This is a genomic window from Nocardiopsis sp. NPDC055824 (genome assembly GCF_053616335.1).
This window is the reverse complement of the sequence record NZ_JBSHDN010000030.1, coordinates 1-20,204: the sequence shown is the minus strand read 5'-3', so window position 1 is coordinate 20,204 and position 20,204 is coordinate 1. Positions and strand designations below refer to the sequence as shown.

Genomic DNA, 20,204 nt, shown 5'->3' with positions numbered 1-20,204 from the left:
GAGCCCTCCGGTCCCGGCACGGCCCCCCGGTCAGTCCAGGGCGTGGTAGCGGCCGGAGCGGCGCACCAGGGCCGGACCCTCGCCCCGCACACCGGCCAGGCCCACCACGTCGGCGAGGTACACCACGTGGTCGCCGACCTCCAGGCGCTGCCGCACCGTGCACTCCAGGGCGGCCAGCGCGTCGTCCAGCACGATGGCGCGCGTGTGCCCGCCCCGGTGGTGGGGCTGGTCCGTCACCAGGAGTCTGGCGCTGGGGCGCCCCTCGGCCGAGAAGCGGCCCGCCACCACCCGCTGTCCGGCGCCGAGAACGTTCACGGCGAACGCCCCGGCGGCCCCGATGACCTCGGCCATGTAGCCCTCCGCGCTCACGCCCACCCACACGATCGGCGGGTCGGCCGACACCGAGCCGAACGCGGTGACGGTCGCGCCCACGTCGTCCCGGCCGTCGGCGACGGTCACCACGGTGACCCCGGCGGGCAGCAGCGCCATGGCGTCCAGGTACGGACCGGTCAACGGATGTCCCAGACGTCGGGCATCGTCAGCGGACCGGCCGCGGGCAGCCCCATCGCCACGGCCGCGTGCTGGAGCGGGCCCCACGCGCCGAGCACCGTCTGCGGCTGCGAGGCCGCCATGTCCTCGCTGGACTCGTGCTGGCGGATCCGGTCCAGCGGGTGCGCGCGCGGGAAGGCGCGCAGGGGCAGGGGGCCGGCGCCCGCCTTCTCCCGGGCCAGGCGCACGGCCGTCTCCAGGCCGCCCAGCTCGTCCACCAGGCCCCGCTCCTTGGCGTCGCGACCGGTCCACACCCGTCCCCGGGCGACCTCGTGGACCTGCTCGCGGGTCATCTTGCGCGCCTCGGCGACCTTGCCGGTGAAGTCCTCGTAGATCTCGTCGAGGAGCGCGTTCACCCGCTCCCACTCGGACTCGGTGAACGGCTTGCGGGTGTCGAACATGCCCGCGTGCTCCCCGGTGCTCACGGAGTCGCTGGTCACGCCGAACCGCTCCAGCAGCCCGCCCAGGACCGGCTTGCCGGTGATCACGCCGATGGACCCGGTGAGGGTGCCGGGCTGCGCGACGACCGCGTCGGAGCCCAGCGTCACGTAGTAGCCGCCCGAACCGGCGATGTCGCCCATCGCCGACACCACCGGGATGCCGGCCCGGCTGGTCAGCTCGGACTCGCGGCGGATCGCGTCGGAGGCGGTCGGCGACCCTCCCTGGCTGTCCACCCGGAACACGACCGCCTTGACCTGCGGGTCCTTGCGGGCGGCCCGGAACGCCGCCGTCACGGTGTCCGAACCCATGACGGTGCCGCCGCCCAGCGGGGACCGCCGGGTCCTTCCCAGGCTGATGGCCCCGGTCGCGGAGATCAGCGCGATGTACCCCGGTCCGCCCGCCGCGCGGGGGCGGGGCGCCGGGGTGTGCTTGCGGTGGTAGCGGGTGACGAACTGGAGCGAGGGCTCCGGGGCGGAGCCGTCCCCGGCCCCGTCCGCCTGCGACCGGACCTCGCCGAGGAGGTCGGCGTACACCTCGTCCCGGTAGGCCAGGCCGTCGACCAGGCCGGCGTCCAGGGCCTCCTTGGGCATGAACGGACCGCGCGAGACCAGCTCGCGCACCTTCTCCTCGGGCAGGCCGCGCGCCTCGGACACCGCCTCCACCAGCTGGTCGCCCAGCGACGAGACGATGCGGCCGGACGCCTCCCTCTGGGCCTCCGTGAAACCGGTCTCGGTGACGCTGTTCAGCGCGTTCTTGTACTCGTGGCGCCTGCCGACCTCGTAGGACACGCCTAGTTTGTCCAGGGCGCCCTTGAGGAACGTCACGCGCATCATCAGGCCGGTCAGCCCGAGCACCCCCGTGGGGGCCATGACCACGCGGGAGAACGCGCAGGAGAGGTAGTACGGGAGGTTGCCCTCGCCCGTCTCCCCGAAGGAGTCTGCCCAGGCCACGGCGGTCTTGCCCGCGGCGCGGAAGTCGGCGACGCAGTCGCGCAGCTCCTGGACCTTCGCGAACCCCAGCGACCTGGCGTCCACGCGGACCAGGAGCGCGGCCACCCCCGGGTCGCGCGCACCGCGGCGGATGCCTTCGACGATGTCCAGGTAGTGCTGCCGGCGCCGGTTCACGATCTGGCTGATCGGGTCCCCGGGGGCCTCGTCGGCCACCCCTTCCGTCAGGTCCAGCTCCAGTACCAGCGGCCCCCGGGGGCGCGGCCCGAACCGGGTGAGGGACAAGGGTTCTGTGATCTTCGCGAGGTCCACCATGGCCCCAGCGTAGTGGCCGCTGTCCAGCGACTCCCTCGCCCGTCCCGGCAGCGCCTCGGTTGTCGCGAACGTGCCGGGATCCTCGGGTTCGCACCGTGTGCCGGGGGCGCTATGGTCGACTGGGTTCTGACCACGGGACGCGGGAGAGGGACGACGCATGGCGGGCATCCACGGGCGACGGCATCGGGCGCGAGGCGTGCGCGCCGGGGCGGGAACGGCCGTAGCGGCCTCCGCACTCCTGCTACTGGGCGCCTGCTCGGGCGGCGCGGAGGAGGGCGGCACCGCGATCGAGCTGGAGCGCGGCGAGAGCGGCATGGTCCCGGCGGTCGAACCGCCCGGCCCGGAGGGCTTCACCCCCCAGACGGTCGAGGGCATCACCATCGACGTCCCCGACGGCTGGGACGTCCAGAACCAGGGCGGCACGCTGTGCGCGAGCCCTCCCGGCCAGGCCGCCTGCGCCTACGGGTCGGTGCAGCTGACCGCCCACGCGGCGGAGAACCACCCCCAGGAGTGGCCCTCCAGGGGCGGGGCCCACAGCAAGGCGGACGGCTGGGCGGACAACACCGACCGCTGCCGCAGCCTCAACACCGCGGCCTCCGGCGACATCGGGATCAAGGACGCCGAGCTGCGGGTCTCCGACTTCACCGAACACGCCGACACCCTCAAGTCGCACCACTCCGTCTGGGACGTCACCTGCGCCAACGACGACACCTTCGAGGTGCGCATGTGGTTCCTGCCCACGAGCGACGTCCTCCTGTACGTCTGGTCCGCCGACTCCCAGCACTCCGCCGTCTACGACCAGATGGCCGCCTCCATGGACACGACCGAGTACCGGAGCTGACACCTGGCGCGTCCGTCCCGGATTCGGCCACCGGTTGCGCCGTTCCAGTGTCCCCCGGGTCCCGTTAGGCCATAGGGTCGTACTCGTCACGGCAGAGGACGTCCGGGGCGGCGCACGGCCGCGCGGACGACGGCAGTTCAGGCGACAGCGCGAAGCGGGGTGCAGCACTGGTGACCACCATCGGAGCGGCGGGACGGGTTGGTCAGTACACGCTCGACAACGGATTGCGCCTGGTGACGGCGGCGGCCTCCACCGGCCAGGTCACCGCGGTCAACCTGTGGTACGGCGTGGGTTCCCGGCACGAGGTCCCCGGGCGCACCGGTTTCGCGCACCTCTTCGAGCACCTCATGTTCCAGGGCAGCGGCAACGTGTCCAAGGGCGAGCACTTCGAGGAGATCGAGCGGCTCGGCGGCGACATCAACGCCTCCACGTCGAGCGACCGCACGAACTACTACGAGACGGTCCCCGAGCACGCCCTGGACCGGGTGCTGTGGCTGGAGGCGGACCGCCTGGAGACGCTGCGCGACGGCATGACCCAGGAGGTCCTGGACAACCAGCGCGACGTCGTCAAGAACGAGCGCCGCCAGCGCTACGACAACCAGCCCTACGGCACCGCCCTGGAGCGCATCCTGCGCCTGGCGTACCCCGAGGGCCACCCGTACCACCACCCGACCATCGGCTCCATGGCCGACCTGGACGCCGCCGACCTCGACTACGTCAAGTCGTTCCACAAGGCCCACTACGGGCCGGACAACTGCGTGCTCACCGTGGTCAGCGACCTCGACCCCGAGGACGTCCTGGCCCGCGTCGAGAAGTACTTCGGGTCGATCCCCGCCAGGGACTTCGTCCCCGAGGCGCCCGACGCCTCCCTGGGAGCGCCCCTGGGCGGTCCGGTGCGCGACGCCGTCACCGAGACGGTGCCCGCCGCCGGGGTGTTCATCGGGTACCGCGTCCCCCCGTACGGCGAGCGGGAGTTCGACGCCGTGCACCTGGCCTCGGCCGTGCTCGGCCAGGGGCAGGGCAGCCGCCTCTACCGCTCACTGGTGGTGGACCGCCCCATCGCCGCCGACGACGGCGGCGCCGCGGCCGACATCCTGCCCTTCCGCTACACCGACAGCCTCCTGCTGGTGAACATGCTCGCCCGCGAGGGCGTCGACGGCGACGTGCTGGAGGAGGCCGTGCGCGAGGAGATCGCGAAGCTGGCCTCCGGCGTGACCGAGGAGGAGCTGGAGCGCGCCCGCGCCGTCATGGAGCGAGACCACCTCCAGTCCATCTCCAGTCCTGCCGGGCTGGCCGACAGCATCAGCAGCTGCACGCAGCTGTTCGACGACCCGGAGCTCGCCTACACCTGGCCCCGGCGCTGGGACGACATCACCGCGGAGGAGGTGCGGGCCGCCGCCGAGCGCCTGCTGGTCGACGACAACCTGCTCGTCGTCCGCTTCGACCCCGAGGAGTCCTCGGAGGCCGAGACCCTCCAGGCGGACGCCGAGGCGAACGCCGCCGGCGCCTCCTAGGGCGCGCCGCCACCCCTGGCCCTGTCACCGCAAGCCGCAGAAAGAGCCGCAGAGCATGCCGCAGACCCGCCCGCCACTCGGTGCCGTAGCGTCCTACTCCTTCCCGAAGCCCCAACGGGTCACCGTCGGGGGCGGCACCGTCGTCGCCATCGACGTGCCCGGCCAGCGACTGGTCTCCCTCCGCCTCGTGCACCCCCACGGGGGCGCCGTGGAGCCGCTGGACGCCATGGGCGTCAACGTGCTCACGAGCGAGGTGCTGGAGGACGGCCCCGACGGCAACAGCTCCCTGGCCCCCGCACTGGAGCGCCACGGCGCCGAGTGGATGTCCCGCGTCAACTGGGACGGATTCATCACCGGCCTGGACGCCCCCGCCAACCGCGTCAACGAGGCCGTCCGCCTGTTCGCGGACGCGGTCCGGCGCCCCGCCCTGAACCCGGACGACGTCGTCCGCCGCCGCGAGCAGCTGCTGGAGCGGTTCTGGCTGGAGGCCGCCACGGCCGGGACCCTGGCCATGCGCAGCCTCGGCGGCCAGCTGTTCACCGGCCGCTACGCCACCCCGCTCGGGGGAGGCCCGGTCCGGCTGGCCGACATCACCCCGGAGACCGTGGCGTCCTTCCACGCCGAGTCCATCGCCTCCGTCGCCGGGACCCTGGTGGTCGTCGGCGACCTCGACGGGATCGACCTGGAGGAGCTGGGCAAGACGGTGTTCGGCGACGCCGCCTCCGTCCCGGAGCGCGAGTCCTCCGTCCCGGCGCCGCCGCCCGGCGAGCTGCCCCGCATCCTGATCGTCGACCGCCCCGGCTCCGTCCAGTCGGCCCTGGTCATCGCGCACCGCGCCCCGTCCCGCTCGCAGGTCGACCTGCCCAGGGCCGAGGGCATCAGCGAGGTGCTGGGCGGCATGTTCACGTCCAGGCTCAACATGGAGCTGCGCGAACGCCTCGGCTACACCTACGGCGCCGGATCCCGGTTCGACCTGCGACGCGACAGCGGCGTGTTCTTCATGTCCACCCAGGTGGAGGCGGACACCACCGCCCACTCCGTCACCTCGTCGCTGGAGCAGGTCGCCGAGCTCCGGGAGTCGGGCGTCACGGAGGAGGAGCTCACCGCGGTGCGCGAGTCCAACACGGTGGGCCTGCCCGTCAGCTACTCGACGGCGCGCTCCCTCGCGGGGGCCCTGGTCGACATGGTCGTCCACGACCTGCCGGACGACCACGTGGACCGCAACCGGGCCGGCTACGAGAGGCTGACCAAGGAGAGCCTGGACTCGGCCGCCACCGAGTACCTGCACCCGGAGGAGGCCGTCGTCGTGGTGGTCGGCGACGCGGACCGCCTCCGGCAGCCGCTCACCGACACCGGGATCGGTCCCGTCGAGGTCCGCGACCCGGAGTCCCTCTGGTCCTGATCCGGGGCGTGCGGGCGTGTCGCGCCCGCACGCCCGCCCCATGGCCGGGGCAAGGACGGGTAAAGGAGAGGCAGGTCATGGCATGCGCAGGTTTTCGTCGGACATAACGAAAGCGAACCTATGTGCCAGTGTTATGGCAACTACCAGCGTGGACTCGGCGTCCTGCTGGTATAACGAGTGATCCGTGCACCTACATGGTGACAGCGACCGCAATGCTCCGCAGGAGGCCACCATGGCCGGTGAATGGACCCGTGGATAACCGTGTCCTCCCTAGACAACCCTCACACACAGCGGCCCCGGGCGTCGCGCTCTTCCGAAGGTCCGGAGGTAGCCGGTATGGGCGACTCCGGTCCTGAGGGGCGCCTGCTCAAAGGGCGCTACCAGCTGGTGTCGGAGATCGCCAGGGGCGGTGTCGGCACGGTGTGGCGCGCCGTCGACCTGGTCATCGACCGCGAGGTCGCCGTCAAGGAGCTCAGGCTCCCGGCCGACCTGAGCCGCTCCGAGCGCGAGTCCCTCCTCCAGCGCACCACGCGTGAGGCCCGGGTCGCCGGGCGCCTCACCCACCCGAGCCTGGTCACCGTCCTGGACGTCGTGGACGAGGACGACCGGCCGTGGATCGTCATGGAGCTGGTCGAGGCATCCACCCTGGAGGAGCTGATCCAGGTGGGCGGCCCGCTGCCCTACCAGCGGGTGGCGGAGATCGGGCTCCAGCTGATCGACGCCCTCAAGGTCGCGCACACCGAGGGGATCGTCCACCGCGACGTCAAGCCCGAGAACGTGATGATCAGCCAGGCCGGGCGCGTGGTGCTGACCGACTTCGGGCTGGCCGCCTGGAACGGCGAGTCGGCGCTGAGCGCGTCGGGCCGCATCATCGGCTCTCCCGCCTACATCCCGCCGGAGAGGGCCAAGGCCGGACCGGTCGGGCCGGAGTCGGACCTGTGGTCCCTGGGCGCCACCCTGTACGCGGCGGTGGAGGGCCACCCTCCCTACGACCGCAAGGGCTACATCAAGATCCTGCGCCAGGAGCAGCTGGACGAGCCCGCGGAGGCCGCGAACGCGGGCCCGCTCGCGCCGGTGCTCGCCGGCCTGCTCCGCGTCGAGCCCGGCGAGCGGCTGACCGCGGAGAACGCCACCAAGATGCTGCGGATCGCGGCCCTGGCCCCGTGGGCGCCCGAGACCAGCGTGGAGACGGCCGCCTCCGGGGCCCGTCCGGCCGAGCCGCGTCCCGGCGAGGGCGGCGGGGACGAACAGGACCGGGAGTCGGCCCGCGAGCACTTCAAGGCGGGCGCCCACGTCCTGGCGGAGTCCATCAACGAGCGGCTGCGCAACAGCCCCGAGGCGATGAACTCGATCATGACGTCGATCCGCGAGTCCACGGACACGCTGGGGCTGACGAGTTCGGGCCGGCACGCGGAGAAGAGCATGCTGCCGGTGTTCGCCGGCGTCGCCCTCGGCGTGGTGCTCCTGCTGGCCGTCGTGCTCTGGGCCCTGCTCGGCCGCTAGCGGGCCGGCCGCGGGAGCGGCCGTCGCGGCCCGACGCCCCCGTCCTCACCGGTCCTGTGCCCGTGGCGGGGTTCGGCGCCGGGGCCCGCCGTGCGGGACCGCGGTGCGCAGGAGGCGGGCGGGGCCCACCGACCGGCGCATACCGCCTGCGGTTCGGGGTGGGGGGTGTCCCCCGGGGTGTCGCGGGTCGTGCGGAGGGTGGGCGGAGCCCACCGACCGGCGCATACCACCTCGTAGGGCCGGCGGGATTCGAACCCGCACTGTACAGCACCTAAAGCTGTCGTCTCCTGCCGGTTGGACTACGGCCCCGTCGGGACAACTGTACCGGGGACGCGGGCGGACCCGGCCGCCAGGCCCCGCAGGGCCGGGCCAGGCCGGGCCGCCGGAGGCCGGAGGGTCAGACGCCGAGTTCCTTCTTGAGGCGGTCGACGTGCCCGGTGGCCTTCACGTTGTAGAAGGCCTTCTCCACCTTGCCGTCGGCGCCGACGACGACGGTGGAGCGGATGACGCCCTGGACCGTGCGGCCGTAGTTCTTCTTCTCGCCGAAGGCGCCGTAGGCGCGCAGGGTCTCCTTGCCGGGGTCGCCGAGGAGGGTGAACGTCAGGCCCTCCTTCTCCCGGAACGCGGCCAGCTTGTCGGTCGTGTCGGGGGAGACGCCCAGGACGGTGAGGCCCGCCGAGCCGAACTCGCGGAGGTTGTCGCGGAAGTCGCAGGCCTGGGTGGTGCACCCGGGGGTCATCGCCGCCGGGTAGAAGTACAGGACGACGCGCTGCCCGGTGGAGGCCAGCACCTCGCTGAGGGTGACGGGCTTGCCGTCGGCGTCGTCGAGGGTGAAGTCGGGGGCCTGGTCGCCGGGCGCCAGGCGGATCGGGTCGCTCACGTGGTGTTCCCATCTGCTCGTCGGCGGGGCGGTGGGGCCCCGCCCGCTCACTGCTCCTACCGTAGCGAGCGCGCGGGGTGCCCCGGGGAGCGGCGCTTCTTCACCTGTGTCAGGCTGGGTTTACCGGCTTCGGTTGCGATTCCGGTTCGGTTCATCCGCTTTGGGGGTGACCAGCGGTTCGATCACCTATTGTTGACCGCACTCGTGCTTTCGGTCGACCCGCTGGTGACGCCCTTCGCGCACCCGGGCGCCACGCCCCTCCGGTGGTGGTCGGCACGGCCTCCGGGCCGGAACACATCCGCTTCGTGTTGGGGAGTATTGGCGACGATGCCTGGATTCACACTCGACGAGGTCAGGGAGCGCACGCTCAAGGAGCGCGACTCCTGGCTCACGGTCTCCCTCGTGGACCCGGTCGCGGTCCGGCTCGTCCGCCTGGTCGCCAACCGGACCTCGATCACGCCCAACCAGCTCACGGTGGTCGCGCTCTTCCTGGGGCTCGGCGCGGCGGTCTGCTTCGCCCTGGGCTACCGGCAGTTCCTGGCCCTGGGCGCGGTCCTGTACATCCTGTGCTTCCTCGTGGACTGCGTGGACGGCAAGCTGGCGCGGCTCACCGGTTCGGAGTCCCTGTTCGGGTCGTGGATGGACTACGTGTCCGACCGGTTCCGGGTGCTGGTGTGCGCGGTCGCCCTCATGGGCGGGCAGTACGTCGTGTCCGAGGAGGTCGCCCCCGACTCCAACCCGGTGTGGTTCGTGTGGCTGGCCCTGGCCGTCGTCTTCCTGGACATGCTCCGGTACCTCAACGCCCTGCAGGTCTACAAGGTGCGCAGGGAGATGCGCTCGCACCTGGCGGCCGCGCTGGAGAGGGCCCGTGCGACCCTGTCGATGCTGGAGCCCGAGGACGACGACACGGCCTCGGCCACCGGCGGCGGACGCACGATGAGCGACGGCGGAGAGCAGGCGGTGCTCCGCCACGGCATCGGCGTGCTGGAGCAGATACTGCACAGCCAGAACGAGCGGGAGGCGCGCAACCACCGCACGGCGGGCAAGCAGCCGGACCTGACGCTGCCCAAGGTGGACCTCCACCAGGAGTTCCGCTCCCGCTTCCCCTGGTACCAGCGCTTCTGGTCGGCGCTCAACGCCAGGCGCATCAGGACGCACCTGGTGGGCGGTATCGAGTTCCAGCTGGCGGTGTTCGTGGTGGCTCCCCTGGCCGTCGCGGTCCTCGGCACCACGTCGCTGATCGGCTGGATCACCGCCGCCGCGGGCGTTTTGCTTCTCGCCTTCGAGATAGCCATCATCTATAAACTGTGGTTGTCCACGCGGGACTTCTTCCGCGTGGTCGACGGAATCGACGGCGCGCTGAGATTCTCCGGTCCGTCCGACGGCGCGGAGGAGAGCCGGGACTCCGGCTCGGACTCGGACTCGGGCTCTCAGACGACCCTGCGCCAGTGGAGAGAGGCGGAGCCCCATGACGGGACGCGACACCGAACCGCGCCAGACCCCGGCTGAGATCCAGGCCGAGATCACCCGCGAACAGCGGCGGCTGGCGGAGACCCTGGACGAGCTGAGTGAGCAGGCCCGGCCTGCCAACATCGCCCGTAGACAGATCGGGAGGGCCCGCGAACGCGGCGCACGGATCGTCGACGAGGCACGCGCCCTCGTGGTCGGCGGAGGCGCTGTGCGTGTGGAGAGCCACCTCGTGGCCCCCGAGGAGGGCAGCATCGTCATCAAGGGCGATGACGAGGTCGTGACCACCTACCAGTCGCGCCGCCGGCTGCCCCCGGAGGCGCTGATCCTCGCGGTCGGCGTGGGCGCGGTGATCGCCGTGGGCGTGGTGGCCTGGGCGGTCCGCCGCCGCGGGTAGCGGAACCGGTGGGAGGGGCCCGTGCGCTCGGCGCACGGGCCCCTCGTCGTACGGGCGGTCCTGTGTTCAGGCGGCTCCGGCCCGGCGGACCGGGGGCAGCCCCCGTGGCGGGCGCGCGGGGACGGCGGACCCCGCCGGCTCCGGGCCGCTCCGCGGGTGCCGGTGGCGCGGCCCGGAGCCCGGGCCGCCGCCCGGCTCAGAGGAAGGTCCGGCCCTCGCCCCGGTAGGTGGGGACGGCGCCGACGTACTCGCCGGTGTCGGAGTCGACCAGGTGCAGGGTGTCGAAGCGCTCGCAGAGCTCGCCCGCCTTGGCGTGGCGCATCCACACGCGGTCGCCGACGGCGAGGCCGTCGGCCGCGGCGCCGACGAGGGGGGTCTGCACCTCTCCCGCTCCCTCGTTGGCCGTGTAGGACAGTCCTTCGGGGAGGTGGGGGGTGGGCGCCCGGTGGGGGTCGACGGGCCCGGAGGCGGGGTAGCCGCCCCCGAGGGCGGTCACCACGCCCGGGGCGGGGCGGCGCACGACGGGGAGCGCGAAGAGGGCGGCGGGGCGGCCGCGGAAGGCCCGGTAGTGGTCGAACAGGTGCGGGTGGAAGAGGCCGGACCCCGCCGTGAGCTCGGTGACGGCCTTCTCCCGGCCGGTGGTGTGGAGGCTGCCGGTGCCGCCGCCGTTGACGAAGCGCAGGTCGGCGACGGCGCCCACCGCCCGCACGACGGCGGCTCGGCGCCGGGCGAGCTCGACCGCCGATCTTCGCTGGACGGCGCGCAGGACGCGCGCGTACAGGGGGCGCCCGGGAGGGGCGTCGCCCACCCCGGCGATCTGCCCCTCGTAGGCCATGATCCCGGCCAGCTCCAGCCCGGGCCGCTCGACGACGGCGCGGGCGAGCGCCGCCGCCTGTGCGGGGGTGCGCACGGGGGAGCGGAAGGAGCCGATGCGGGCGCGGGAGCCGAGGGGCTGCCAGCTGGTGTCGATGTCCAGGCAGACGCGGACGGGCGGGGCCCCGGCTCCGCGCGCGCCGGAGGCGGCCGCGTCGGCCACGGCGGCGCTGATCAGGTCCAGGTGGGCGGTGTCGTCGACCATGACGGTGACGGTCCGGGCGGCGTCGGGGTCCCCCGCGAGCCGGGTGAGGGACTCCCGGTCGACGGTGGGGTAGGCCACGAGGATGTCGTCGTCCAAGGGGCCCTCGGAGTCGCCCTCGGCCAGCCAGAGCGCCTCGGGGAGGGTGAAGGCCATGATCCCCGCGTAGCCGGGGAGGGAGAGGGCGGTGCGGAGCAGGGCACGGCTGCGCACGGACTTGCTGGCGATGCGGACGGGCTTGCCGTGGGCCCGGCGGGTGAGGTCGGCCGCGTTGGCGCGGAAGGCGGCCAGGTCGACCATGGCGAAGGGGGCTTGGAGTTCGCGCGTCGCGGCCTCGTACTTCTCACGCAGGCTTGTCATGCGTCCGAGGATGCCAGAACATGAATGTGTTTCATATTCCCGATGGTGAACGGTTCGGTGAACCCTGTGGCCGGGACGACGCCCCGGAACCGCTCCGCCGGGCGGCCCGGGTCGATATCCTGGGGCGTCACGGCTGATTAGCCGGTCCGACCCCAGGAATGGTTCTTTCCCATGAGTGAGCGCGAGTACGTCCTGACCCTTTCGTGTCCCGACAGCAGGGGCATCGTCGCGGCAGTGGCCAACCTGCTGTCCGACCACGGTTGCAACATCACCGAGAGTCAGCAGTACGGCGACCACTACACGGGCCGGTTCTTCCTGCGGATGCAGTTCGTGGCGGAGCGGGGCGGCGACGGGCCGGTCGGCGAGGACGTGCTGCGCGGGGCGTTCGCTGCGCTGGCGGGGGACTTCGGGTCCGATGCGGGCGAGGCGTTCGTCGAGTGGACGCTCAACCCCCGCGACGTGCGCCCGCGCATGATCGTCATGGTGTCCAAGTTCGGCCACTGCCTCAACGACCTCCTCTACCGCCAGCGCAGCGGGCTCCTGGACGCCGACATCGCCGCCGTGGTGTCCAACCACCCGGACCTGGGGTTCCTCGCGGACTCCTACGGCGTGGACTTCCACCACCTGCCGGTCACCGCGGGGAACAAGCCGGAGCAGGAGACGCGGCTCCTGGAGCTGGTGGACTCCTACGACGTGGGCCTGGTCGTCCTGGCCCGCTACATGCAGGTGCTCTCCGAGCAGCTGTGCACCAAGATGTCCGGTCGGATCATCAACATCCACCACTCCTTCCTGCCGAGTTTCAAGGGTGCGCGCCCCTACCACCAGGCCCACACGCGCGGGGTCAAGCTGATCGGTGCGACGGCCCACTACGTCACCGCCGACCTGGACGAGGGGCCCATCATCGAGCAGGAGGTGTCCCGGGTGGACCACACGCACAGTCCGGAGCAGCTCACCGCGATCGGCCGGGACCTGGAGTCGGTGGCGCTGGCACGCGCGGTCAACTGGCACGCGCAGCGCCGGGTCCTCCTCAACGGGGGGAAGACGGTCGTCTTCGGCTGACGCCGGGGACACGGCCTCCCCGGCGGATCGCCGGGCGGGACCGCTTTTCGGACTCAGGGGCGCCTTCCGGGGCGCCCTTTTCGTTTTCCCGCGACGCAGGGGTGTGTCGTGCCCGTGGAGGCGGGATGGGAAAGACTCTCTCCTCTTCTGACCAGCGATTCGTTACTCAAAGTATCTTGGTAGCTACGTACAGTGTGTATATGGTGTGTTTAGTTCGGAACTCATCTGGCCATCCCTTGGCGCAGATACCGGGTTTCGGTCCGAAATCTCCGAGAGCAATGCGCTCGGAGGAGGGGGCAGAAAACATGGGCAAGCACTTCGACGACGCCGCCGGCAAGGCCAAGGAGGCCTACGGCAAGGCCGCGGGGGACCGCGGCAAGGAGGCCGAGGGCAAGGCGGACCAGGCCAAGGCCGATGCCAAGGACAAGGCCGACCGGGCCAAGGACAAGGCCAAGGACGCGAGCGAGAAGGCCAAGAACGTCTTCAAGCGCTGACGACCGCTGTGACCACGGGGTTTCTGCACACTGCGCAGGGGGGGACCAGTGTCGGACATCAGGACCGAAGCGAAGGTGCCGGGCGCCCGCGAGGCGGGCAGGGGGGACGCCTCCGGCGACGGGGGAGGACGCACCCAGATCGCGGACGGGGTGGTCGCGAAGATCGCCGGGATGGCCGCGCGTGAGATCGGCGGCGTCCACGCGATGGGCGGCGGGACGGCGCGCGCCGTCGGCGCCGTGAGGGACGCCGTGACCGGCGGCGGCGCCGACCGCGGCTCCGTCTCGCGCGGGGTCTCGGTCGAGGTGGGCGAGCGCCAGGCCGCCGTGGACATCGACCTGGTCGTCGAGTACGGGGCCGCCATCCAGGACCTCGCGGCCTCCGTGCGGCGCAACGTCGCCACGGCGGTGGAGCGCATGACCGGCCTGGAGGTCACCGAGATCAACATCAGGGTGGACGACATCCACCTGCCCGACGAGGACCAGGACGACGACTCCGACGACTCCGGGCCCCGGGTCCGGTAGTGGCGGCCGGCGGTGGGGACCCGGGCGAGGTGGCCCGGCGCGTGGCCGAGGAGGCCGTCCGCTTCCCGGACGTGGTGGAGCTGTCGTCCGGAGGGTTCGGAACGCTGGCCACCCCCGTGCCCGGCGGACGCGTGCACGGCGTCGCGGTGCGCTCGGACGGGGTCGAGGTGGGCGTCGTGGTCCGCTTCGGGAGACCGCTGCCGGAGATCGCAGCCGAGCTGCGCCGGGGCCTGGCCCCGCTGGCCGGCGGCCGCACCGTCCACATCTCGGTGGAGGACGTGGTCGCCGGTCTCGGCGACGGCAGCCGGACGGGGCTCTGAACGTGGAAGCAACAGGTGCTGGACAAGAGGGGGAAGCCATGTGGCCCATCGTCGGCCTGTCCTACGGGACGGTACTGGGGCTCGCCGCCGCCTTCGGCGGGTTCGCGGCCTTCGCGCTGGTCCTGGTTCTGGGCCTCGTCGGGTTCGTCGCGGGCCGGGCGATGGAGGGCGAGATCGACCTCGGTGAGATGTTCTCGCGGCGATCGGCCTGAGGCGGGCCCCTCGGACGGGCGAGGGCGCCGCCGACACACGCGCCCCGGAGGGAAGGAGCGGTCGTGGCCGGAGTGCGGACCGATACGGTCCCCAGGCAGAGGGAGCACCCGCCCGGCGGGCCGGACCACGGGCGGCACGAGCGCGGACACGGCCCCGCGGGCCGCACCGTCATCGAGCCCGGAGTGGTCGAGAAGGTCGCGGCCCGGGCCGTCCGCGAGGTCGAGGGGGCCCGCGCGGCCAGGTCGAGGGCCGCACGGGCGAAGGTGAGCGGTGACGTGGTCCTCCTGCGGCTGCGGATCACCGTGCGCTACCCGCGCTCGGCGCGGGAGGCCGCCGCCCGTGTCCGCGGACACGTCAAGGAACGGGTCGAGCGGACCACCGGCAAGCAAGTCCACCACATCGACATCGAGATCGCGGAGCTGGTGCGCTGACATGACCACCGTGGAAGAGGTGCTCGGCCGCCCGGACCAGGGCGTCGACCGTCGGGCGAAGCGGGTGGCGGTCCATACCTTCCGGCCGAGGAGGTCGTGGCCCGCGGTGATCACGGGGCTCGTGATCCTCGTCGTGGCCGTCGTCGCCGCCGCCGAGGTGATCTCCGCGCTCGCCGGGAGCCCGCTGCGGCTCATCCCGGTGGGCGCGGCCACCGGATATGCCGGGGCCACCACCTGGTCCGCCCCCTCGGTGCAGATCGCGTCGGCCGTCCTGGCGCTGATCGGCCTGGCGCTGATCGTGGCAGCCCTCACGCCCGGGCACGGGCACTGGACCGCGCTGCGCACCGACGACCCCGCACTGGTGGTGGGGCTCACCAGGCCCGCGCTGCGCCGTGCGGTGGCCGCGGCGGCGCACGAGGTCAGCGGTGTCGACGCCGTGAACGTCGCCGTCCGGGGCAACAGGCTCCGGGTGCACGTGCGCACCGGTATGCGGGAGGCCGCGGGGCTGCCCGCGGAGGTGACCGCGGCCGTGGAGCGGCGGTTGGAGGAGCTGGCGCCGCTGCGCAGCATGCGGATCGCCACCCATGTCAGGTACGCGGAGGTGTGACCGTGGTGCGAGACAGGGCCCGCAGGTCGGCCCGGGGGAACCGTTGGGGCCTCGCGGTCGTGGGCGCGGTCCCGCTCGCCGCGGGGCTGGCGGCGCTCGCCGCGGGGCGCGGGCTGTTCGGCGCGTCCCTCGCGGAGAGCCCCCTGCTCAGCGCGTCGGCGGCCGACTTCCTCGGACGGCCGTGGGTGCCGTACGCGGCGGTCGCGGTGGCGTTCGTCGCGGGGTTCCTGGCGTTGCGCTGGCTGATGATCCAGGGGCTCAACGACACCGTGGGGCGCCTGGTCCTGGACAAGGGCAACGACGGCCGGGTGGAGATGTCCGAGAGCGTGGCCCGCGGAGCGCTGGAGCAGGAGGTCGCGGACTACCCGGGTGTGCGCCGCGCACGTGCGAGGCTGACGGAGTCCTCCGACGCGCCGCACCTGCGGCTGGCGCTCACCCTGGACGACGACGCCGACGTCAGGGGGGTGTGGCAGCGGGTGCGCTCGGACGCCCTGGCGAACCTGCGCAGCTCTCTCGACCTGGAGAGGGTGCCCGCCGTCGTGCGGATGTCGATGACCGCTCCGGCCAAGAACCCCCGGCGGGGCCTCGCCTGAGGGGGAGGGCCCGCACGGGCCCTCCCCGGCTCGGCGCGGCGACCATCCGTCCTCGACCACGCAGCGGGCCGGCGCGAGGCGCCCACGGGGCCAGGGATGCGTTGGCATGGATGGTGTGAACCACGGAGGGTCCTCCGGTGAGTCGGTGCAGATCCAGACGATCCACACCGATACCGGAGGCCCTCTTCGCTTGGGTCGGGCGGGGTGGGCGGTTCCCGACCTCAGCGGCCAGCACACCTGGGCGTGGTCCGTGGGTGCTTTCGGTGGGCCCGGCGCTCGCGCCGATCGCCGCGGGCCCGGGACGACCCGCGGAACACGGCCTACGCCAGGGCGGCGTCCGCGTCGCTGCGCTCGTGCCGCACGCGGCCGTCGCGCAGGACGGTGCGCACGTTGCGCTCGGGATCCGCGAGCACCCCGATGTCGGCGAGGGGGTCGCCGTCCACGACCAGCAGGTCGGCACGGGCGCCGTCGCGCAGGGTGCCGACGACGCCCTCCAGGCCGAGGAGCCGGGCGGCGTTGACGGTGGCCGAGCGCAGGACGTCGGCGGCGGGCTGGACCCGGCCGCGGATGGCGAACTCCCGGCTCTGGCGGTCCTGCATACCGCCGAGCAGGTCGCTGCCGAAGACCAGGTTCACCCCGGCCTCGTGCGCCATGCGCAGCGCGTCCATGCCGCGGGTGAGGACGGTGTCCACCTTCTCCTGGCTCGCGGCGGGCAGGCCGTAGGCGGCGCCCTGGAGGGACAGTTCCTCGTAGGTCACGAGCGTGGGCACCAGGAAGGCGTCGTGCTCCAGGAACAGCTCGACGCTGCTCTGATCGATGAGGTTGCCGTGCTCGATGCAGCGCACGCCCAGGCGCAGGCCCCGGTTGACGGCGCGGGCGGTGTAGGCGTGGCCGGTGACGTAGCGGTTGGCGGCCTCGGCCTCCTCCACCACGGCGCGGATCTCGTCCTCGGAGGACTGCGTGGAGTCGATGCGGTCGGTCGGGGAGGCGACCCCGCCCGACAGCATGATCTTGAGGTGGTGCGCGCCGGTGCGGAGCTGTTCGCGCGCGGCCCGGCGGAACTCGTCGGGGCCGTCGCAGACCACGCCGGCGCCGGGGCAGCAGGCGTGGGTGTCGTTGCCCTGGCGGCCGGGGCCCCGGAAGTCGCCGTGCCCGCCCGTCTGGGAGAGGGCCTTGCCGCCGAACATCAGCCGGGGGCCGTCGACCAGCCCCTCCTCCACCGCGAGGGCCAGGCCCCAGTCGCCCCCGGCGACGTCGCGGACGGTGGTGAAGCCGCGCTTGAGCATGGCGTTGAGGGACGTGGCGGCGTAGCTGGCGATGTAGGAGGGCGAGTGGTCCATGGCCGCGCCGAGGTCGGCGCTGAAGGCGGTCGCGTGGATGTGGCCGTCGATGAGGCCCGGCATGAGGGTGGCTCCGCCCAGGTCGACGACCTCGACGGCCCCGTCCTTCTCGGGGGCGGGGCCGCGGCCGCTGCCCGCGATGAGCCCGTCCTCCACGAGCAGCCAGGAGTCCGGCGTCCTGGTGCCCGCCTCCGGGTCGAGGAGGCCCGCCCCGGTGAAGAGGAGCGGCGGCTGGGACTGGCGGGTCATGTGTACCTCCGATGGAACGGCTCGGCGTGTGGGCCACGCATCTGCAATATATGTTGCATCAAAGGCGCGCGGACGGCCAGGGGGTGGTATCGCTTGGTGGACGCGCGGCCCGGGGTGTTCCGGCCGCGCCGGGACGGAGGGGTGATGGCGGACTGGATCGAGGCCGCGCTCGGCGACGGGCGCCTGGGCCGCGCGGCCGAGCGCGTGGTCAGGGTGCTGCGGGACCAGCCGAGGTTCGCGTCCTACGCGAGCACCGCGGAACTGGCCGAGCGCGCCGGGGTCAACGTCGCCACGGTGGTCCGCGCCGCGCAGGCCCTCGGGTTCAGCGGCTGGCCGGCGCTCCGCGTCGAACTGCGCTCGCGCTACCTGGCCTCCCTCAGCGCGGGGGAGGTGCTGGCCGAGCACGCCGGGTCCGACGCCGACCCGGTCCGGGCGGCGGTCCGCGCCGACCGCGAGGGGCTGCGGACCCTGGAGCTCACGCTCGAACCCGGCAGGGTGCGCGCGCTCGCCGCCTCCATCCACGCCGCGCGCAGGACCAGGGTGGTGGGTTCGGGCACCTTCGCGGCGCCCGGCCTGCAACTGGCGCACGCCGCCGGGATCATGGGCTACGACGTGGAGCGGTTCGACGTCGGGGGGACGGCGCTGGTCAACGCCCTGGGGCGGATGGGACCGGAGGACCTGCTGCTGGCGTGCGACCTGTGGCGGCTGCCCACCGCGCTGCGCGCCGCGGTGAGGGTCGCCGGGCAGCGGTCGGTGCCGGTCGCGGTCATCACCGACCGCAGGGACTCCCCGCTGGCGGAGGGCGCCGCGCACCTGCTGCTCGTCCCGAGCGAGGGGGTGGGCATGTTCCCCTCGCTGGTCCCGGCGATGTCGGTGATCCACGCGGTGCTGGCCGAGCTGGCGCGGATCGGCGGGGACGGGGTGCTGCGGGCCGTGCGCGACACGGAGCGCCTGTGGGAGGAGACGGAGCTCTTCTGAGCGACGGCCGGGTGGATGACCTGCGGCGACGGAGTGACACGCACGTGACGTGATCAGGATCACGTTCTTTGCAATAAGTGTTGCACTTCACTGGCGCGACTGCTTTCATGGCGGACGGATCACCGCCGGTGGTCTCCCCCCGTGCCCATCCCCTGAACCGAACCTCGCAGGTGGCCAATGCAGACGACCCATCTCGTGATCCTCGCCGTGTACATCCTGGCCATGCTGGGGATCGCCCTCTACTTCCTGCGCTCCGGCAAGCTGCGCGGCGGTGACGACTTCCTCTTCGCCGGACGCAGCCTCCCCCGCCCGGTCATGATCGCCACCATGCTGGTCACCTGGGTCGGGTCCGGAACCATCATCGGCGGCGCCAACTTCGCCTACACCTACGGGCCGACGGCCGGGCTCGTCTTCTTCGCGGGCACCCCGCTGGGCATCCTCGTCCTGCTCCTGGCGGCCCGCCGCATCCGGAGGGCGTCCAGGCACACCATCCCCGAACTGCTGGAGGTGCGCTTCGGCATCGGGGTCCGCACCGTCGCGGCGGTGGTCACCACCATCGCCTTCCTGGGCCTGACCGCCTCGCAGTTCGTCGGCGGCGGGTACGTCGTCAGCCTGGTCACCCCGCTGTCCGCCACCCAGGGGACCGTGCTCATCGCCGTCGTCGTGACCCTGCTGACGATCAGCGGCGGCCTGTTCTCCGTCGCCTACACCGACTTCGTGTCCGCCATCCTCATCGTCCTCGGCCTGTGCATGGCGCTGCCCCTGGTGTTCGCCGCGGTCGGCGGTCCGGGCGCCTACTGGGACGGGCTGCCGGAGCAGGCGCGGACCTTCAGCGGCGGACTGAGCGCGCTCCAGCTCCTCGGCTACTTCCTCCCGCTGTTCCTGCTGCTCCTCGCCGACCAGAACATGTACCAGCGCCTCGCCGCCGCCAAGGACGAGCGCGAGGCCAGGTCGTCCACCATGGGCATGCTGGTGGGCAGCTTCTTCGTCTTCATCCCCGTCGTCCTGCTCGCCACGGCCGCCGCCGTCCTCATGCCCGGCATCAACGGGGACATGGCGGTCCTGAGCCTGGCCTCCGAGGGCTACCTGCCCGCCGTCCTGGGCGGCCTGATCCTGGCCGGCGCGGTCGCCTTCGTCATCACGACGGGCTCGTCGTACATGCTGTCCGGAGCCTCCAACGTCGCCTACGACCTGTACGCGCGCTTCGTGGGGGACCGGGTGAGCGAGCGCAGCAAGCTCGTGGTCCAGCGGCTGTCGGTCCTGGGCATCGCGCTCGCGGGCCTGGCCCTGAGCCTGTACTTCCCGACCGTGCTCGAGCTCCAGATGTACTCGTACACCGTCTACGGCGCGGCGATCACCCCGGTGGTCCTGTCGGTGCTGTTCTGGAAGCGCGCGACCACCGCCGGAGCCGTCGCCGCCCTCGTCGTGGGCGCGGCCACGACCATCGGCTGGCAGCTGGCCGGAACCCCGGCCGGCCTGAACGGGGTCATCGCGGCACTGCCCGCGGCCCTGGTCGCCCTGGTCGCCGTCAGCCTCCTCACGAAGGCGCCGGACCCGGAGAGGGTGGCCGCCGCCGTCGCGGCGCCCGACGCAGACACCGGCGCCGAGGCCGACGCCTCGAAGTGACCCGCCCCCGGGCCGCGCTCACGCGCGGCCCGGCCGGCGTCCCCGCGCAGCCGCAGGCGGGGCTCCCGGTCGACGCGGCGG

Annotated in this window: 21 protein-coding genes and 1 tRNA gene; 16 read left to right on the top strand and 6 right to left on the bottom strand. The window is 72.8% G+C overall.

Annotated elements, in window-relative coordinates; translation table 11 throughout:
• Nucleotides 1-30: 30 nt before the first annotated feature.
• Both ACWGL3_RS09505 and sppA read right to left on the bottom strand, forming a co-directional pair.
• The gene (locus tag ACWGL3_RS09505) at nt 31-489 is read right to left on the bottom strand and encodes a flavin reductase family protein (RefSeq protein ID WP_352986571.1); all 459 of its coding nucleotides are present in this window, start codon (nt 487-489) and stop codon (nt 31-33) included.
• A gap of 20 nt (nt 490-509) precedes the next feature.
• Nucleotides 510-2,252: a signal peptide peptidase SppA gene (gene sppA, locus ACWGL3_RS09500; RefSeq protein WP_352986493.1), complete on the bottom strand. Its 1,743-nt coding sequence runs from the start codon at nt 2,250-2,252 to the stop codon at nt 510-512.
• A 157-nt stretch (nt 2,253-2,409) separates the two neighbouring features.
• Between sppA and ACWGL3_RS09495 the strand changes: the two genes are divergently transcribed.
• From ACWGL3_RS09495 to ACWGL3_RS09480, 4 genes are all read left to right on the top strand, one after another.
• Nucleotides 2,410-3,093, top strand: coding sequence for a hypothetical protein (locus ACWGL3_RS09495; RefSeq protein WP_267946271.1), 684 nt, complete (start codon nt 2,410-2,412; stop codon nt 3,091-3,093).
• A 170-nt stretch (nt 3,094-3,263) separates the two neighbouring features.
• Nucleotides 3,264-4,607, top strand: a complete 1,344-nt coding sequence (locus ACWGL3_RS09490) for a M16 family metallopeptidase (protein ID WP_267946270.1) — start codon at nt 3,264-3,266, stop codon at nt 4,605-4,607.
• A gap of 55 nt (nt 4,608-4,662) precedes the next feature.
• Nucleotides 4,663-6,009: a M16 family metallopeptidase gene (locus tag ACWGL3_RS09485; protein ID WP_267946269.1), complete on the top strand. Its 1,347-nt coding sequence runs from the start codon at nt 4,663-4,665 to the stop codon at nt 6,007-6,009.
• A 336-nt stretch (nt 6,010-6,345) separates the two neighbouring features.
• Nucleotides 6,346-7,512, top strand: coding sequence for a serine/threonine-protein kinase (locus ACWGL3_RS09480; protein WP_344178195.1), 1,167 nt, complete (start codon nt 6,346-6,348; stop codon nt 7,510-7,512).
• A 234-nt stretch (nt 7,513-7,746) separates the two neighbouring features.
• Here the strand turns inward: ACWGL3_RS09480 and ACWGL3_RS09475 are convergent.
• Together ACWGL3_RS09475 and bcp are read right to left on the bottom strand one after the other, a co-directional pair.
• A tRNA-Leu gene (locus tag ACWGL3_RS09475) sits at nt 7,747-7,821 on the bottom strand.
• 88 nt (nt 7,822-7,909) lie between these two features.
• Entirely contained in the window at nt 7,910-8,392 is a 483-nt protein-coding gene (gene bcp / locus ACWGL3_RS09470) for a thioredoxin-dependent thiol peroxidase (RefSeq protein WP_267946267.1), read from the bottom strand.
• Between the two features lie 327 nt (nt 8,393-8,719).
• On the opposite strand from bcp, the gene ACWGL3_RS09465 reads away from it, so the two are divergent.
• Both ACWGL3_RS09465 and ACWGL3_RS09460 read left to right on the top strand, forming a co-directional pair.
• Nucleotides 8,720-9,901 carry a CDP-alcohol phosphatidyltransferase family protein gene (locus ACWGL3_RS09465; protein WP_452461142.1) on the top strand — a complete coding sequence of 394 codons (1,182 nt, stop codon included), beginning with the start codon at nt 8,720-8,722 and terminating at the stop codon, nt 9,899-9,901.
• The gene (locus tag ACWGL3_RS09460; RefSeq protein ID WP_267946265.1) at nt 9,861-10,256 is read left to right on the top strand and encodes a DUF3618 domain-containing protein; all 396 of its coding nucleotides are present in this window, start codon (nt 9,861-9,863) and stop codon (nt 10,254-10,256) included. The genes ACWGL3_RS09465 and ACWGL3_RS09460 overlap by 41 nt, the downstream gene beginning before the upstream one ends.
• 196 nt (nt 10,257-10,452) lie before the next feature.
• Here ACWGL3_RS09460 and ACWGL3_RS09455 read toward each other — a convergent pair whose 3' ends face one another.
• Nucleotides 10,453-11,691 carry an alanine racemase gene (locus tag ACWGL3_RS09455; protein WP_267946264.1) on the bottom strand — a complete coding sequence of 413 codons (1,239 nt, stop codon included), beginning with the start codon at nt 11,689-11,691 and terminating at the stop codon, nt 10,453-10,455.
• A 171-nt stretch (nt 11,692-11,862) separates the two neighbouring features.
• On the opposite strand from ACWGL3_RS09455, the gene purU reads away from it, so the two are divergent.
• From purU to ACWGL3_RS09415, 8 genes are all read left to right on the top strand, one after another.
• A complete protein-coding gene (gene purU / locus ACWGL3_RS09450; protein ID WP_267946263.1) occupies nt 11,863-12,750 on the top strand; it encodes a formyltetrahydrofolate deformylase in 888 nt (295 codons plus the stop codon).
• Nucleotides 12,751-13,055: 305 nt separating this feature from the next.
• Nucleotides 13,056-13,244 carry a CsbD family protein gene (locus ACWGL3_RS09445; protein WP_267946262.1) on the top strand — a complete coding sequence of 63 codons (189 nt, stop codon included), beginning with the start codon at nt 13,056-13,058 and terminating at the stop codon, nt 13,242-13,244.
• Between the two features lie 48 nt (nt 13,245-13,292).
• Nucleotides 13,293-13,766 (top strand): Asp23/Gls24 family envelope stress response protein, encoded by a 474-nt coding sequence (locus ACWGL3_RS09440; RefSeq protein ID WP_267946261.1) that lies wholly within the window; start codon nt 13,293-13,295, stop codon nt 13,764-13,766.
• On the top strand, nt 13,766-14,086 hold the full coding sequence (locus tag ACWGL3_RS09435; RefSeq protein WP_267946260.1) for a hypothetical protein: 321 nt from the start codon (nt 13,766-13,768) through the stop codon (nt 14,084-14,086). Before ACWGL3_RS09440 ends, ACWGL3_RS09435 begins: the two co-directional genes overlap by 1 nt.
• A 38-nt stretch (nt 14,087-14,124) precedes the next feature.
• On the top strand, nt 14,125-14,298 hold the full coding sequence (locus ACWGL3_RS09430) for a hypothetical protein (RefSeq protein ID WP_267946259.1): 174 nt from the start codon (nt 14,125-14,127) through the stop codon (nt 14,296-14,298).
• A gap of 63 nt (nt 14,299-14,361) precedes the next feature.
• The gene (locus ACWGL3_RS09425) at nt 14,362-14,730 is read left to right on the top strand and encodes a hypothetical protein (protein WP_452461141.1); all 369 of its coding nucleotides are present in this window, start codon (nt 14,362-14,364) and stop codon (nt 14,728-14,730) included.
• Between the two features lies 1 nt (nt 14,731).
• Entirely contained in the window at nt 14,732-15,337 is a 606-nt protein-coding gene (locus tag ACWGL3_RS09420) for a DUF6286 domain-containing protein (protein ID WP_267946257.1), read from the top strand.
• A 2-nt stretch (nt 15,338-15,339) separates the two neighbouring features.
• Entirely contained in the window at nt 15,340-15,930 is a 591-nt protein-coding gene (locus tag ACWGL3_RS09415; protein WP_267946256.1) for an Asp23/Gls24 family envelope stress response protein, read from the top strand.
• Nucleotides 15,931-16,250: 320 nt separating this feature from the next.
• Here the strand turns inward: ACWGL3_RS09415 and ACWGL3_RS09410 are convergent, their stop codons facing one another.
• The gene (locus ACWGL3_RS09410) at nt 16,251-17,519 is read right to left on the bottom strand and encodes an amidohydrolase family protein (protein ID WP_452461140.1); all 1,269 of its coding nucleotides are present in this window, start codon (nt 17,517-17,519) and stop codon (nt 16,251-16,253) included.
• Nucleotides 17,520-17,663: 144 nt separating this feature from the next.
• Between ACWGL3_RS09410 and ACWGL3_RS09405 the strand changes: the two genes are divergently transcribed.
• Both ACWGL3_RS09405 and ACWGL3_RS09400 read left to right on the top strand, forming a co-directional pair.
• Nucleotides 17,664-18,497 (top strand): MurR/RpiR family transcriptional regulator, encoded by an 834-nt coding sequence (locus tag ACWGL3_RS09405; protein ID WP_267946254.1) that lies wholly within the window; start codon nt 17,664-17,666, stop codon nt 18,495-18,497.
• A 177-nt stretch (nt 18,498-18,674) separates the two neighbouring features.
• Nucleotides 18,675-20,123, top strand: coding sequence for a sodium:solute symporter family protein (locus tag ACWGL3_RS09400; RefSeq protein ID WP_267946253.1), 1,449 nt, complete (start codon nt 18,675-18,677; stop codon nt 20,121-20,123).
• Nucleotides 20,124-20,204 lie beyond the last annotated feature (81 nt).

Coding starts and splice junctions, on each gene's coding strand:
- ACWGL3_RS09505 (WP_352986571.1), bottom strand. CDS start 489: ATGGCGCTGCTGCCCGCCGGGGTCACCGTGGTGACCGTCGCCGACGGC.
- sppA (WP_352986493.1), bottom strand. CDS start 2,252: ATGGTGGACCTCGCGAAGATCACAGAACCCTTGTCCCTCACCCGGTTC.
- ACWGL3_RS09495 (WP_267946271.1), top strand. CDS start 2,410: ATGGCGGGCATCCACGGGCGACGGCATCGGGCGCGAGGCGTGCGCGCC.
- ACWGL3_RS09485 (WP_267946269.1), top strand. CDS start 4,663: ATGCCGCAGACCCGCCCGCCACTCGGTGCCGTAGCGTCCTACTCCTTC.
- ACWGL3_RS09480 (WP_344178195.1), top strand. CDS start 6,346: ATGGGCGACTCCGGTCCTGAGGGGCGCCTGCTCAAAGGGCGCTACCAG.
- ACWGL3_RS09465 (WP_452461142.1), top strand. CDS start 8,720: ATGCCTGGATTCACACTCGACGAGGTCAGGGAGCGCACGCTCAAGGAG.
- ACWGL3_RS09460 (WP_267946265.1), top strand. CDS start 9,861: ATGACGGGACGCGACACCGAACCGCGCCAGACCCCGGCTGAGATCCAG.
- ACWGL3_RS09455 (WP_267946264.1), bottom strand. CDS start 11,691: ATGACAAGCCTGCGTGAGAAGTACGAGGCCGCGACGCGCGAACTCCAA.
- purU (WP_267946263.1), top strand. CDS start 11,863: ATGAGTGAGCGCGAGTACGTCCTGACCCTTTCGTGTCCCGACAGCAGG.
- ACWGL3_RS09445 (WP_267946262.1), top strand. CDS start 13,056: ATGGGCAAGCACTTCGACGACGCCGCCGGCAAGGCCAAGGAGGCCTAC.
- ACWGL3_RS09430 (WP_267946259.1), top strand. CDS start 14,125: ATGTGGCCCATCGTCGGCCTGTCCTACGGGACGGTACTGGGGCTCGCC.
- ACWGL3_RS09420 (WP_267946257.1), top strand. CDS start 14,732: ATGACCACCGTGGAAGAGGTGCTCGGCCGCCCGGACCAGGGCGTCGAC.
- ACWGL3_RS09410 (WP_452461140.1), bottom strand. CDS start 17,519: ATGACCCGCCAGTCCCAGCCGCCGCTCCTCTTCACCGGGGCGGGCCTC.
- ACWGL3_RS09405 (WP_267946254.1), top strand. CDS start 17,664: ATGGCGGACTGGATCGAGGCCGCGCTCGGCGACGGGCGCCTGGGCCGC.
- ACWGL3_RS09400 (WP_267946253.1), top strand. CDS start 18,675: ATGCAGACGACCCATCTCGTGATCCTCGCCGTGTACATCCTGGCCATG.